General features: G+C 38.3%; 13 protein-coding genes. 8 read left to right on the top strand and 5 right to left on the bottom strand.

Annotation, left to right across the window (positions count from 1 at the left end):
- Window positions 1-94: 94 nt before the first annotated feature.
- A complete protein-coding gene (locus R8495_RS02640) occupies window positions 95-529 on the bottom strand; it encodes a universal stress protein (RefSeq protein WP_317636018.1) in 435 nt (144 codons plus the stop codon).
- A 146-nt stretch (window positions 530-675) separates the two neighbouring features.
- Here R8495_RS02640 and R8495_RS02635 point away from each other — a divergent pair, with 146 nt between their 5' ends.
- The 3 genes from R8495_RS02635 to R8495_RS02625 all read left to right on the top strand — a co-directional run bounded on the left by R8495_RS02635 (window position 676) and on the right by R8495_RS02625 (window position 4,446).
- On the top strand, window positions 676-1,458 hold the full coding sequence (locus tag R8495_RS02635) for a tyrosine-protein phosphatase (protein ID WP_317636017.1): 783 nt from the start codon (window positions 676-678) through the stop codon (window positions 1,456-1,458).
- A gap of 70 nt (window positions 1,459-1,528) precedes the next feature.
- On the top strand, window positions 1,529-3,100 hold the full coding sequence (locus tag R8495_RS02630) for a CAP domain-containing protein (protein WP_317636016.1): 1,572 nt from the start codon (window positions 1,529-1,531) through the stop codon (window positions 3,098-3,100).
- Between the two features lie 14 nt (window positions 3,101-3,114).
- A complete protein-coding gene (locus R8495_RS02625) occupies window positions 3,115-4,446 on the top strand; it encodes a hemolysin family protein (RefSeq protein ID WP_317636015.1) in 1,332 nt (443 codons plus the stop codon).
- Here R8495_RS02625 and R8495_RS02620 read toward each other — a convergent pair.
- Genes R8495_RS02620 through murE form a run of 3 tightly spaced genes read right to left on the bottom strand, consistent with a single transcriptional unit; the run spans window position 4,434 to window position 7,738 of the window.
- Entirely contained in the window at window positions 4,434-5,363 is a 930-nt protein-coding gene (locus tag R8495_RS02620) for an alpha/beta hydrolase (RefSeq protein WP_317636014.1), read from the bottom strand. The genes R8495_RS02625 and R8495_RS02620 overlap by 13 nt on opposite strands.
- A 45-nt stretch (window positions 5,364-5,408) precedes the next feature.
- Entirely contained in the window at window positions 5,409-6,194 is a 786-nt protein-coding gene (locus tag R8495_RS02615; RefSeq protein WP_317636013.1) for an aspartate/glutamate racemase family protein, read from the bottom strand.
- Window positions 6,191-7,738, bottom strand: coding sequence for a UDP-N-acetylmuramyl-tripeptide synthetase (murE, locus tag R8495_RS02610; protein ID WP_317636012.1), 1,548 nt, complete (start codon window positions 7,736-7,738; stop codon window positions 6,191-6,193). The genes R8495_RS02615 and murE overlap by 4 nt, the downstream gene beginning before the upstream one ends.
- Before the next feature lie 144 nt (window positions 7,739-7,882).
- On the opposite strand from murE, the gene R8495_RS02605 reads away from it, so the two are divergent.
- On the top strand, window positions 7,883-8,452 hold the full coding sequence (locus R8495_RS02605) for a GNAT family N-acetyltransferase (protein WP_317636011.1): 570 nt from the start codon (window positions 7,883-7,885) through the stop codon (window positions 8,450-8,452).
- A gap of 34 nt (window positions 8,453-8,486) precedes the next feature.
- Here the strand turns inward: R8495_RS02605 and R8495_RS02600 are convergent, their stop codons facing one another.
- Window positions 8,487-9,848, bottom strand: coding sequence for an APC family permease (locus R8495_RS02600; protein ID WP_317636010.1), 1,362 nt, complete (start codon window positions 9,846-9,848; stop codon window positions 8,487-8,489).
- A gap of 300 nt (window positions 9,849-10,148) precedes the next feature.
- Between R8495_RS02600 and ptcA the strand changes: the two genes are divergently transcribed.
- The 4 genes from ptcA (at window position 10,149) to arcC (ending at window position 14,675) form a co-directional block, all read left to right on the top strand.
- Window positions 10,149-11,183 (top strand): putrescine carbamoyltransferase, encoded by a 1,035-nt coding sequence (ptcA, locus tag R8495_RS02595; RefSeq protein ID WP_317636009.1) that lies wholly within the window; start codon window positions 10,149-10,151, stop codon window positions 11,181-11,183.
- Window positions 11,184-11,188: 5 nt separating this feature from the next.
- A complete protein-coding gene (locus R8495_RS02590; RefSeq protein WP_317636008.1) occupies window positions 11,189-12,559 on the top strand; it encodes an MATE family efflux transporter in 1,371 nt (456 codons plus the stop codon).
- Window positions 12,560-12,626: 67 nt separating this feature from the next.
- Window positions 12,627-13,724 carry an agmatine deiminase gene (gene aguA / locus R8495_RS02585; RefSeq protein ID WP_317636007.1) on the top strand — a complete coding sequence of 366 codons (1,098 nt, stop codon included), beginning with the start codon at window positions 12,627-12,629 and terminating at the stop codon, window positions 13,722-13,724.
- Window positions 13,725-13,736: 12 nt separating this feature from the next.
- The gene (gene arcC, locus R8495_RS02580) at window positions 13,737-14,675 is read left to right on the top strand and encodes a carbamate kinase (RefSeq protein WP_317636006.1); all 939 of its coding nucleotides are present in this window, start codon (window positions 13,737-13,739) and stop codon (window positions 14,673-14,675) included.
- The last annotated feature ends 129 nt before the right edge of the window (window positions 14,676-14,804 follow it).

Genomic DNA, 14,804 nt, shown 5'->3' with positions numbered 1-14,804 from the left:
TATTTAAGTATCTAAAATTGAAAACCAGTGCTAACAAGCAACCTGCGTAAATGCTAGAAAACTACAAAAAACTCTCTTCAACTACGAAGAGAGCTTATTGTTTGATGATCATAACATCAACTTTGGCGTGCCGATTGACATACTCAGCAACTGAACCAACCAAAATCCGTTCAACTGCATTTAAACCAGTTGAACCAATTACGATTAAATCAACATGGTATTCATCAACAAAATCTTTAGATATTACAGTTTTTGGATTGCCAAAACGGACGTGAATCGAAACATTTTTGGCTCCTTGACTCTCAGCCTTTTCTTTCATTTGGGTTAAATATTCTCTCGCCCGTTCACTTAGATCATAAAACAAGTCCCCGGAAATAACGCCGTAGTTACCAACCAACGGCATCGTATCAATAACATGAACCAAATACAGCGAAGTGCCTGGTTCTGTAACAAACTCCATTGCTCGTTTAAATGCTAATTCTGAATTATCTGATCCATCTAACGGAACCATGACTTTTTTATAATCCATTTTTACACCTCTTGTTATCTTTTTACCTACTAACCGACTTCATTATAACATGATTCTAGCTAAGAATTTAAGTTTCAAAAGATCTATTTCTCCCTGGATAACGTATAATATAAGTTATCTAAGTGGAAAGGAGCTGGTTTGACTTCATGAATCGAATCATTCCCCTGCGCTTCGGGCGCAACATCAGAGAATTGGGCGGATATAAGACAATTGAGGGCCGACAGATAAAATGGAAAAAGCTCATCAGAAGCGCTAAGTTATCTGAACTTGACGATCAAGATCTGTCATTTCTTGAACATTACGGAGTTAAAACGGTCATTGATTTTCGTTCAACTGATGAGATCAAAGAAGAACCTGATCCCCCGAATTTCAAGGTCCAACTGTTTGTAAATCCTGTTTTAAAGCGCGACGAAACCAAAAACTCCAAAACGCCTGCAGAACTCCAAGAAGAGTTGATGAACAATTCAGTTGCTGGAATAGAAAGAATGAAAAATGTTTATCGGAAAATGGTTACCTCTGAAACTTCAAAAAAAGCTTTTCAACATTTTTTTGAAATTCTTTTAACCAAAGGAGCACATGGAATAATATTTCATTGCACTTCTGGTAAGGACCGCACAGGACTCGCTTCAATTTATTTACTGAGTGCTCTTGGAGTTTTAGAGTCGGATTACAAAAAAGATTATCTTTTAACAAATGAAATCATGTCCAAGTATGTCAACAATATTATTGAGGCGCTGCGCCAAAAAGGCCAGCCCAATATCTTTATTAACAACATAAAAGCCCTATATACTGTAAACCTTGCTTACTATTTAGAAGCCATGAAATGGATTGTAAAATTAGCAGGTTCAACTGATAATTATTTACACGAAGAATTGAAACTGAGCCCCGTTGATCTTAATGATTTAAAACATTTATTTCTCAGTGATTAAAAGAAAGGCAAAAAATTGCTTTATAATAGTGTAGAATTAATAATAGTAATCAATGGGAGAGAAATTAGATATGTTTAAAAAAAATAAGCAGCGGGTCTTTCAAGTTGTTATCTTACTAACAACTATTTGGTTTCAAGCTCAACTACAAGGTAATGTCGTGTTAGCTGATGATAATTCGTATACTCCTGCTGAATCAACCAAAATCAAAGAGGCACGTCTACGGTTTAGCGAGTTAACCAGTCGTGATGTTGCTCGCGGCAGTTATGATATCTATTCCGTGCCACCAGTTTTTATGTACCCTTTTAAAGCTGGATTTCTTAAACAAGATTTTCTCTCTACGACCACCGAATGGATTAATTACTATCGCTTTTTGCTCAACTTACCACCAGCTACTAACGCTGCTATATCTTATGAACAGGGAACTGCTAATAATTTTGCACAACTTGGCGCCTACCTTTTAGCAGCCAGCAATGCCGACCCCATGAAATATCAACATAATTTAACTAATGCTACTAAGCCTTATTATATTCCACAATCTGTTTGGGATAACAGCAAAAAATACACTAATTTTGCGGTCCTTTACTTCAACGGTAATTCACCCGTGGAAACTTCTTATTATCCCATCGCTAACTTGATTGCTGACAATTATGATTATTTAACACCTAATGCAACCGGACATCGAGCCGAATTATTATCAAGTCGACTCTCTAACTTCGGTATCGGGGTTGCTTACGGTAATAATGGGATTAAATATGAAGATATTTATTTTGACAATACCACTCACGACGTATCATCAAATCCTTCCAGGACTATCGTTAACTATCCAGCGGAAAGTGTCTTCCCTATTGAGGAACTGGTTAATAACAATTCCGATGCTCATCCAATCTATTGGTCAATTTATTTCAGTAACGACTATTTAATTCCCCGCACAGGTTTGAGTGTTACAGTTAAAGACGACACAACGGGGGTTGTAGGAAATGCTACCAAAGTTCAAGGGGTTGCTCCTGACAATATTACGGGGTATTATGCTTCAGCGGTGACTTATTTACCGCCTAAAAATGTCGAGCTTAAAGTTGGCGATCGATATACAGTAACGTTATCAGGCCTTGATCCAACGAAATATCAAGATGGCCAGTATCAATACTCGTTTAAGCTCTTCAATGAAACGGGTGGCACAAATCCTAGTTTAGATATCGGGAATGTAATTGATATGCCCCAAGAAAGTATCGCAACTGTTCGTTGTGTCAAAGGTTCAATTCCGGTTTACAATGGTTACACCAGTTCTCATCATGAAACTGGAGAATTTTTACCAAATAATTCGCAATGGAAATCTTTTGGAATTTCTTATGCCAACAATACTTTTTGGTTTAACGTTGGCAATCATCAATGGATCGATGGTAAATACGTGGAAACCGCCAGTCAAAACGATAATTCGGTCGCAACGATTGATTACGAACCTGGATACGGCATTAGAGTTTGGACCTCACCATACTTCAATAAACAGCCCGTGGGGGAGAAATATTTAATTACTGGAACCCAGTGGAAAGTATTTCACATTACTACGATCAACAACACCAATTGGTTTAACGTTGGCGGTAATCAATGGATTGATGGTAGATACGTCAAAACAATTATTAAATAAAACAAGGAGCTATTTTGGCAGAAACAATCACGGCAGACGCCGCCTGTATACTTATCTTTCTTTTCTTAGAAGAGTTATTTAATTTCTGGCGTCAAATTTTATTTTACAAAATCAAATTTGGTGAGGACGATGACCAGTCGACCAAATTGCAAAAACAAGAGACAAGATCTTATTACAGCGCAGTAATTAGCTGGATTCTTTCAATTATTGCAGCGGGATATTTTTCTCTCGAATTAATTAATACATTGGAAAAACATTTGATTGTTCCAATTGTTTCGCAAGAATGGGTTCAGGTCCTTGTTTATCTCTTATTTCTTGCTATTATAATTTTTGCTGCTAGTTTTCTTATTAGCTCAAGTCGCAAACGTTTTTTTATTGCTACTAAAAATAGTGAAATCAATCGACTTGGCTGGCTGTTGAAATTCGCAGATATACTTTTCTCGCCCATCACTTCTTTTTTGGTGAAATTTCAAGAAAAACCTGTTGAAAATAGTGACGAGGCTGACGAAAAAATTGATTTTGTTAACGAAGATGAAATTATTACCCTGACTGAAGAAGCTGTGAAACAAGGTGCACTTGACGATTTTGACTTGATTTATATGAAAAGAGCTTTTGAGTTTAATGATAAAGTCGCCACTGATATCATGGTTGACCGCACAAGTCTTGAAGTCATTGATATTACAACAACCGTCAAAGAAGCGCTGATCGTTTATTTAAATGAGGGGTACAGTCGTTATCCCGTTGTTGCTGATAATGATAAAGACAAAATTTTGGGGTATGTTTATATTTATGACTTAATTCGCCAATCGCAAGTCGACGCTTCGATCACGGTCAGCCGCCTTTTGCGTTCAATCATTACAATGCCTGAAACTACCCCCGTTCATAATTTATTACAAGAAATGATTTCTAAACATACGCCAATCGTAATTGCCGTCGATGAATACGGCGGAACGAGTGGAATTATTACCGATAAAGATATCTACGAAGAATTATTTGGTAGTGTGCGTGATGAAATTGACGATGTGTCTGATGAATATATTCAAGAAAATCCTGATCAAACTTTTGCCGTTTCCGGCAAAACCACCTTATACGATTTTGAACGTTATTTTAAAGTAGAGATCGAAAGCTTTGAAGAGTCAGAAAGTACCACAATCGCAGGATATATTAGCGAACTAAATCCTGAAATGAAAGTCAATGATTCCATTATCATTGATCAGTTCAACTTTACTGCTCAGAAAATTCGCCGCGGTTTTATCACCTGGTTTCTCGTCAAAGAACTGCCGAAAAAAGAATCTGACCTAAATCAGATTCCTATCGATCAAGCCGAAGACGATCACGGCAAATAGTTTTTAATAAAGGTCCCAACTGTCTTTCGGTATTTTGTCGGTTCAGTTGCATAAGAATTAGCGTGTTCTGCGCCTTTAACGACATAAAGTTTTTTCGGAGCATTCGTCGCGCGATAATTATCATAGACCATTTTAGTCGGAACAAAAGAATCTTTGCTGCCATGAATAAATAATATTGGCAGCTTATTTTTTTGGAGTTGTTTTATTGCATCGCCGTCGTTAAAGTTGTAGCCGCCGCGCACTCTTGTCTCAAGGTTTACTGCTGGAATCAAAGGAAAACTAGGGAGATTAAACATCTCTTTTAGCTGATAAGTAAGCTCTCCTTTAATACTTGAGTACCCGCAATCTTCAACTAGTACTTTGACCTGTGATGGTAATTTCTCACCAGCTAGAAACATCACCGATGCACCGCCCATGCTAACTCCAAATAACCCAATCTGAGCTTTATTGCCGCCAGTTTTCTGAATCAATTTATTAATCCATCGTAAATTATCCTTGCGTTCAGGCCAACCATATCCAATAATTTTACCTTCTGATTTACCAGAAGCTCGCGCATCCGGCGCCAAGACATTATATCCCTGATCATGAAAAAGCTGAATAAAATCTGCCATATACTCTGAATCTCTGGTATAGCCGTGAAATATGACAATCGTTTGATTGGTTTTCTTAGCAGCTGGAACAAAATTTGCCGCTAAACGCAGATTGCCTTGGGATGAGCGTTCATACCAAGTTTCTTTTGGTGTCGACCTTAACCAGCTCTGCGATTTTTTTAAAGCGACCGGTAGATTTGATTTAATAAAGCTTTTGTCGCTGCGCACAAACGCATAATTAAACATATAATCGCTGGCAAATCCCAGAATAACTAATAAAATAAGGACTATTGTACTAATCCAAATGACCCATCGTTTCTTTTTCAACTTTCATCCCACTTTCAAAAAAATGCACTATCTTTAAGCGCATTTTTAATCACTAATTTTATCAAGTAATCCTTTTTGGTCGCCGATTGTTTTCATTTTTTGCAATAAAATCGGAACTTGGGCAGACTGATAACGAAATGCATACGCGAGTTCCAAAGTCCGATCAACTAAAATACTCTGAGAGTCCAATAAATTATCGGTAATTTGCAGAACATCAGCGGCATAGGATAATTCGGTACATCCTAAAATCAGCGTAGAAACGCCAAAATAATCGCGAGCGCGTTTTAAGATCTGATTAAAGAACTCCCGATCTAACTGATTTTCTTGCTTGACATTTTCATAAATAAATTTCATCACTAAATCCGCCAGTTCTTCACTCGGAAGTATTACCTCGCGCCCTAAAATTTCAAAACATTTCTCATAAACGTGATCACTGAGCGTGCCTTTAGTTGCCAAAAGGCCAAACGATTTTTGATCAGGATAACGATTAACTGCTTCAAGCGCCACTAAAAATGGCATATGCAAAATCGGAATCTCAGTCATTGCCTGGAGTTCCGGATAAAAGTAGTGCGCGGTATTGCAAGCCATCGCAATGAAGTTAGGCTTTAATAAATTTTGTTGGATCAGATCATCACTAAGCGCCGGCAAAAAGCTCTCCTTACGATGATTTAAAATATAAGCAGTTCGATCAGGTACACTCGCATGATTAACCAAAAGATAATCATAATAATCCTGATCTCTTGTGGCGTGAGTTCGCTCATTGAGAATTTTCTCAAAGTTCATCGAAGCAGCAGTTCCCATGCCGCCAAGGATTGTAAAAAATCGCTTCATCCAAGTTCCTCAGCACTTTTTAAAGCTAACTCTTTATCGCCTTCGTACGGCAAACGCTGGCCCCGAATAATCATGTATTTGTCAGCACCTTTACCGGCAATCAAAACAACATCGTTTGAGCCACTATCACGAACTGCTTGCTTAATCGCCTCGGCCCGATCTTCAATAAATTGAACTTTGACATTTTCATTAACGATACATGAACTCATTTCCTTTGCGATATCACTCGCCTCTTCAAAATCTGGATCGTCAGTCGTCAAATAAACCCGATCTGCCATTGTATTGAGCACTTCTCCCATATCGGCGCGTCGATTGATGCCCTTTTCGCCCGCACTACCAGTCACAACCCCAATTTTGGCTTGTGGAAATTTCGTTTTAATGAAATTTAAGGTCGCTGACAAGCTCAACTTATTGTGCGCAAAATCCACAATCCCTGTTCCGTGATTTTTCAAATCGACAACTTCTAGCCGGCCTGGCACCCGCACATCTTTGATCCCTAAATACGCCTCATGCCGATTAGCTCCCAAAAGAGTCGCCGAAATTATCGCCCCAACAGCATCTACGACGTTGAAAACCCCAGGCATTGAAATTTCATAATCTCCCTCAATATCCAACAATTTCCCTTTTTGCGAGCTAGCTTTCAAGGTGAATTTGACTCCGTTAATCAAATCTTCATTAACCAAATAATAAAAATCTAACTCCGTTTCCGGATGATCGCTCAAATAATCTTTGTTAGCGAAAATAAAAATGCTGTCTTCATCTGTGCTAACCTGAGCTGATTTCAAAACCATGTCCCAGTCTTGAGTTTGGGCATTTAACACGACTTTGCGCGAATTCATAATCAGCTGAATTTTGTTATGAAGATAATTTGCATAATTCGGGTGCTCATTTTCGCCAATGTGATCGGGCGAAATATTAAGAAATAATCCAACATCGTAGGTTAAGCCAAAAACTCGATTTCTAAGGTAAGCCTGGCTCGAAACTTCCATCACAAGATCTGTTAAATCATTAACACTGGCTTGATTCATTTCCGAAAACAAATCAATACTCTCTGGTGTTGAAAGCTTAGCTGGAATTGTATCTTCCGGTTTCGTCCCCATAACTCGTTCAATCGTGGAAAATAAAGCGACGCGCTGAGGAATTTGTTTATCCAAAATCGCATGGGCAAAATAAGCCGCGGTCGTTTTACCTTTGGTTCCTGTAATCGCTAAAGTATTAAGATCATCTTGCGGATAATCATAAAAAGCAGCCGCCAAAATAGCCATTGCCTTAGTAACATTGCGAACAATCAAAGCATTAAGGCCGCTGCCTTCAACCAATGGTTTCTCAGCCACATAAGTAATCGCCCCTTGTTCGCGCGCCATCGTTAAAAAAGCGGGTCGAAACCGATCGCCTTTACAAAAGAAAATACAATTTTCCTTCACCTGCCGCGAATCAAATGATATATCCGTCATAACTGTTGCCGGATCGCCCTGAATTGCACTACTCTTTAACAAGTGATGCTCTTTTAAAAGTAATAAACAAGAATTAATTGTTAATGACATAAAAACGCTCCTTATCTTGGTTACCAGTTTATCATGAATAAGGATTTATTAGGTTTAATTTCCAGATTTTTAACCAATTTCTTTGAAAATTTGCAAAAGCTACCCCCTCTTCTTTATGATATAAATAGTTCTAAGGAGGACTTTATGAAAATTAGAGTTGCTACAAAAAAGGATCTTAAAAGATTAATTCAGTTAGAGATGTCCATTATTGATGACATGCAAACCCAACTATACCGAGAACTCGGTCCCGAGCGTTCGGAGCAATTGATCTTCGAAGCAAGTTTAAGAGATCCTAACGGCCGTTATCATCACTCGCGCGCAATTGTCGCCGAAGAAGACGGTCAAATCATTGGCATTGCTTACGGATTTCCTGCCGAAGATGAAACAAGTGTTAATCTTGAGTTAGATCGCCTGACCGAGGAAAAGTTTAAAATCAAAGAAAAATTCTTTCCTAATTCAGAAGTATATGGCGATGAATGGTATTTAGATTCACTTGTGGTTGACGAACATTTTCGCAACCGCGGAGTTGGTACCGCCCTTTTAGCAAGTTCATCTGAAATGGCAAAAAAAGCTGGCAAAAAAGTGATCGGCCTCAATGTTGATGACAGCAACCCCAAAGCTAAAGAACTATATGAGCGCGTCGGATTTAAAGAAGTAAATCGAGTTAAGATCGGACCTCATAACTATACTCATATGCACCGCAGCTTAGACTAAAAAAGCTAGGAATTCGTTCCCAGCTTTTTTATTTTTATTCTTTAGTAATTTTTTTAACTTTGATAATGATCTCTTCAATGATAATCATAATAATCGTCCCAATAAAAATCGGTAACTGTTCAGTCATACTGTCCTTGCTAAAATCTAGCGGCACCGCTGTAAAGATTAAAGCGATCACGATCAAGACTACTGGAATATAGGCCAAAATCGTAATGAAGGTCTTGCTGCCGCCAACTTTAAAAGGTCTCGTCGTGTCAGGATCAATTTTTCTAAGCTTTAAGAAAGCTGGGAAAATCGGGATGTATGCAAGCATTAACATGACCAAGTTCAATGAGAAGAATGACCAAAATAGATCTTGACTTGGAAGCAGCGGTGCGGCAATCACGATTAATGAAGCAATGATTCCATTCATAATTGAAGAGCCGTTTGGCATCTCATTTTTCGATGATTGTTTAGCGAAAACTTTTGGCATATCGCCATTTTTGGCAGCATAACAAGCAACGCTATTTACTCCAAACGACCAAGAAATCATGTTGCCAAACAAAGTTAATAGGAACAAAAATGCAATTAAGCCAATGAAAAAACCGTGATCAGTACCCAAAAGCAATTTAAAGGCATCCATTAAACCACTGCCGGTGTTAATCTTGTCAGTTGGAATTGCAACGCCAATTCCGAAGGCTGAAAAGATATAAATTGCTGCAATTACAATGCCTCCAATGATAATCGATTGTTTAATTTGTTTAGTCGGATTTTCCATTTGGTCGGCCATCGTACAAATTACTTCAAAGCCCAATAGATTAAAAATTATGACCGAAACAAAAGAGAGGCTATGCAAATCAAAAGTTGGCAACAAACTCTTTAATGTAAATTCGTTAGCCATCCCTTTAGTTGCTGCAGCGTAAATCCCAAGTACTCCAATTAAGATTGCAAGAGTCATTTTAATGATCGCGGCACTATTTAAAATCCAAACGCTATCGCTGACTGGATAGAAACTGATCCAAATGATTAACCAGATGAAGATTAATTCAATTAAAACACCAGTCCAAGTCCCAAGCTTAATGTTAAATATCGTTTCAATTAAGCCAGGGCACATTACAGCAAGAGATGCAAGCCACAGCGGAAAGTTAATCCAGTAGTACCAAGCAACTCTTGCCCCCCATTTGTGACCAAAAGCTTTAGTGATCCAATCATATAAGCCACCTTCACCAATATAAGTGGTTCCAAGTTCTGAAGAGATCAGTCCGTATGGCAAAAGGAACAAGACTAATAAGAAAATCCACCAGAAAAACTGAGAATTTCCAATTGAGGCAACTGGTGCAGCTGCTTCGGCAACAAATACCACACAAATAACTGATAAGACCGCACTCATGAGGCTAAATTTTTTCTTTTGAGGCATAACTTTTTCATTTCTCCTTTATCTTTTAACATAATCAGTATAGAAGGCAAATTCGTTACTAGAAAGGGCTTTCTTCATTTGTGGCAGAGTAACAACTACCTTGTACTTTGTTTTATTTTGCGGAAATTGATACATTTTTTAGTCTTGTCTTTGTTACGCAAAATGTAACAAACTACATGATCTTCAATTTAAATTCAATTAAGCGTTATTGCCTTTATTTAATCGCTTTCACGATTTATATTAAATCACGGTTAAGAAAAACGACGACTCTTAACGATATTTACTTGAAAGGATGTACTTATGAAACGCGATTTTATCGATACTAACACTTACACTAGAGAGGAAATTCAATATTTAATTAATCTTGGAATTCAAATTAAACGCGATATTAAAAGAGGGAACTACCCCAACCTGTTACCCAACCGGACTTTGGGAATGATCTTTGAAGAATCATCAACAAGAACGCGAGTTGCCTTTGAAACTGCAATGACTCAATTAGGAGGACACGCAGAATACTTAGCACCTGGTCAGATCCATTTAGGAAGTTCAGAAAGTGAATCATTAGGTGATACGGCAATCGTTCTTTCAAGATTAGTTGATGTCTTAATGGCACGAGTTGCAAAACACGCCACTGTTCAAAAACTTGCTGAAACTTCTACTGTTCCAGTCTTAAACGGAATGAGCGATTACAATCATCCAACCCAAGAAATTGGTGACATCACAACAATGGCTGAACATTTACCTGCTGGTAAGAAATTAAGCGATTGTAAAGTAGTATTTGTCGGAGACGCTACTCAAGTATGTGTTTCATTAATGTTCATTGCTTCTAAGATGGGCATGCATTTCGTTCAGTTTGGACCAAAAGGATATCAAATTCCTGATGAAAGTCTCGCAATTGCCAAGCGAAACTGTGAATTATCAGGCGGCAAAGTTGAAGTAACTGAAAACGCTGATGAAGCGATGAAAGATGCTGATTTTGTTTACACTGACGTTTGGTATGGCTTATATGAATCACCATTATCATATGACGAAAGAATGAAAATCTTCTATCCTAAATATCAGGTCAGTGAAGAATTGATGGCCAAAGCATCAAGCCATGCAATGTTCATGCATTGTCTGCCTGCAAACCGCGGCGAAGAAGTAACTGATGAAGTCTTAGATTCGCCTGCATCAATCGCTTGGGATGAAGCTGAGAACCGTTTGACTTCAATTAGAGCGCTCCTTGTATATTTACTCGCGCCTTCAATGAATTATACTGAAAAACAGCTTGACGATTTAAATGATCCAAAACTTAAAGAAATGATTTTGAACCTAGTTGACAACTCAACTCGTTAATATTGATGGATAGCACTGGTGATAATGAAAATATAGCTCAACTTGATCAAGAACTTGCCTTTACGAATATCAATAAATTATTCGTAAAATACGGTTTTTCAACATTAATTGGTCAAGTTGCCCAGGCTATCATGGTTATTCTAGAAGGAATCTTTATCGGTCGCGGGCTTGGAGCATTAGGACTTGCTACCGTCAGTGTTATCATGCCACTTGAGCTTTTAAATACTGGGCTTGGTGGAGCTTTAGGCATTGGAATCAGCACTGTATCGGCTCTTGATAAAGGCAGAGGTAATCTTAAACGTTGTCAAAAAATATTCTCCGATGGATTTTGGTTCACTTTAATTGTCTCGACCGTTATTGCCTTGATCATTAGTTTAAACGCCGATAGTATTGCGATAATTCTTGGCGCTAAAGCCGATATCCACCGTTCTACAGTAACATTTATTAGAGTTTTTATGGCTGGATATCCCTTTGCAATTACTGGTCAAATGATTGTTAGCATGCTTAGAGTCGATGAAAAACCAGGCTTAAGCAGTTGGATTATGTCATTATCAGCATTATTTGCGATTATCGAATTGTATTATGGAATTTTTGTGGCTAAATGGGGAATTGTTGCAGTTGGCATCTATTATGCGATGGCCATCGGTTTATTCTTCGGCGGAATATTTTACTTTCTGTTCTCAAAAACAAAGCTTAAAATTAAATTTGATTTTAAATTTGATTGGCCAACAATCTTTAAAGACCTTAAAATTGCAAGCCCGTATTTTTTAATTACTATTTCCAGTTCAATTTTTACCTGGGTGATGAATATCATCCTAAGCAAGAACGGTAATAGCGTTGATGTTGCAGCATTTGGTATTGTTAACGGATACATTTTTTACATTTTAAACATTATCTCCGTTTCTCTAACCCAAGGAATGCAGCCGATCGCTAGTTATAATTATGGTGCGAAGCTCTATGATCGGAATCGCCAACTACTAAATATCAGTATCATTTCCAATGTTGTGATCATTGCTTTGATCACTTTACTTTACGCAGTATTTGCACGACCTTTGATCTCAATTTTTGCAAGGACAGATCAGAAATTGATCGACACCACCTTGTCAGTATCCTTGATTATGGTCGGTTGCACCGCTCTTGGGTCAACGGTTAATATTTTAGCTGGATACTATCAAGCGATTAATAAGATTAAGATTTCAACATTTTTAGGAGTAATCAAATTCTTAATTATTGCAACGCCATTGCAGCTCATTTTAAATGCAGCGTTTGGACCAAATAGCGTATGGTTCAGCCAACCAATTGCTGACATCATTGTCTTTGGAATATCCCTGTTTTTATGGAAAAAAGAAACTATTAACTTAAGATGTAAATCGTGAATTTGCCACCTCCTTAGAAAAACCTAACTCAAATCACGATAATAATCTTTTAAGAAAGGAATCAAAAATGAAAACTTTACAATCATCACCTAAAAAAGATGGCTTTAGAATGCCTGGTGAATTTGAACCTCATAAAGGGGTCTATATCTTATGGCCTGAACGTCCTGATAACTGGCGTGATGGTGCAAAACCTGCTCAACATACTTTTGTGAACGTGGCAAAAGCTATTTCTGAATTTGAACACGTAACTGTTGGCGTATCTGACGAGCAATATGCTAACGCTCGTCATATGCTGCCTGATGCTGTGGAAGTCGTTGAAATTTCTAACGACGATTCATGGATTCGTGATTGCGGTCCAACATTTGTTGTTAATGACCAAAAAGAAATGCGCGGTGTTGACTGGAACTTTAACGCCTGGGGCGGCTTAGTTGATGGCCTTTACTTCCCATGGGACAAAGACGATCGTGTTGCTCAAAAAGTTACTGAACTTGAAAGAACTGATCGCTATCGGCTTGATGACTTCACCCTTGAAGGCGGATCAATCCACGTTGACGGCGAAGGGACTTTAATTACAACGGAAGAATGTCTTCTATCACAAGGAAGAAACCCTCAATTAAACAAAGAACAAATTGAAGATATTCTAAAAGAATACTTAAACCTTGAGAAGATCATCTGGCTTAAACGCGGCATCTACAACGATGAAACCAACGGTCACGTTGATAACATTGCTAATTATGTTGAACCAGGCCACATCCTTTTGGCTTGGACTGACGACGAAAACGATCCGCAATACGAGATTTCAAAAGAAAATTACGATATTTTAACCAATTCGACTGATGCTAAAGGCAGAAAAATCCAAGTTGACAAACTTTATGTCCCAAAACCAGTCTTGATCACCAAAGAAGAAAGTGAAGGCGTCGACGCTGTTGACGGTACTTTGCCTCGCCAAGAAGGCGATCGTTTGGCTGCAAGTTATGTTAACTACTACACAGCAAACGGCGGCATTGTCTTCCCATTATTTGGTGATCCAAACGACGAAAAAGCGAAGGAAACGCTCCAAAAAGCTTATCCTGATCGTAAAATCGTCGGTGTTCCTGCTCGTGAAATCCTACTTGGCGGCGGCAACATCCACTGTATTACTCAGCAAGTTCCAAACCCAAAATAGGAGGAAAAAAATTTGGCAAAAATTGTTGTAGCACTTGGCGGCAACGCAATCCTTTCCACTGATGCGTCTGCAAGTGCTCAAATGCAAGCAGTCAGAAATACGGCTCATGAACTCATTAATTTCATCAAAAATGGAGATCAGTTAATTATTACTCACGGTAATGGTCCACAAGTTGGAAATTTACTGCTCCAACAGATGAACTCAGATAGTAAATCAAATCCAGCAATGCCGCTTGATACATGTGGTGCAATGACCCAAGGCAGCATTGGCTATTGGTTTGAAAATGCGCTAAATGAAGAATTAGCAGAAAATGGGATCAAACGCAGTGTGATCTCGATTGTAACGCAAACAATCGTTGACGAAACTGATCCTGCTTTTAAGAGCCCATCTAAGCCAATCGGTCCTTTCTATACAAAAGAAGAAGCTGATCAGATGAAATCGGCTCATTCGGACTGGGAACTTGTTGAAGATTCTGGTCGAGGTTACCGTCGGGTCGTTCCTTCACCAAAGCCTTTAATTATTAATGAATACGAAGCTATTCAGAAAGTTGTTGAAGCAGGAATTATTCCGATCGTCTCTGGTGGTGGCGGAATTCCAGTTGTGAAGCAAGGTAATAAACTGATCGGCAAAGAAGCGGTTATTGATAAGGATTTCAGTGCTTCAAAGATTGCTCAGCTAGTTAATGCCGATCAATTAATTATTTTAACTTCTGTTGGCGGAGTATTTTATAATTTTGGTAAACCCGATCAAAAAGAAGTTAAAGACGTGACGGCAAGTGAATTGCAAGAACACATCGATTCACATGAATTTGCAGCAGGAAGTATGTTGCCTAAAGTTCAAGCTGCCGTTGATTTCGTTAATGAAACCGGCAATTCAGCAGTCATTGGAGCCTTAGAAGATGTCGCAAAAATTATTCAAGGATCTGAAGGAACCAAAATTACTGCAAAATAAACGAATCAAAATAAGGTTGGCACAACTGTCCAGCCTTATTTATTTAGATAAAATCTTGCGTAAATTAAGAATGTAGTTCAAACTAAAATCGACACGTATCTTTAGAAAGGAGCAGGATTATTAACTTAT

This window comes from Xylocopilactobacillus apicola, from assembly GCF_033095985.1.
Lineage (GTDB): Bacteria > Bacillota > Bacilli > Lactobacillales > Lactobacillaceae > Xylocopilactobacillus > Xylocopilactobacillus apicola.
Note: the sequence above shows the minus strand (reverse complement) of the source record. Positions and strands in the feature narration are given on the sequence as shown.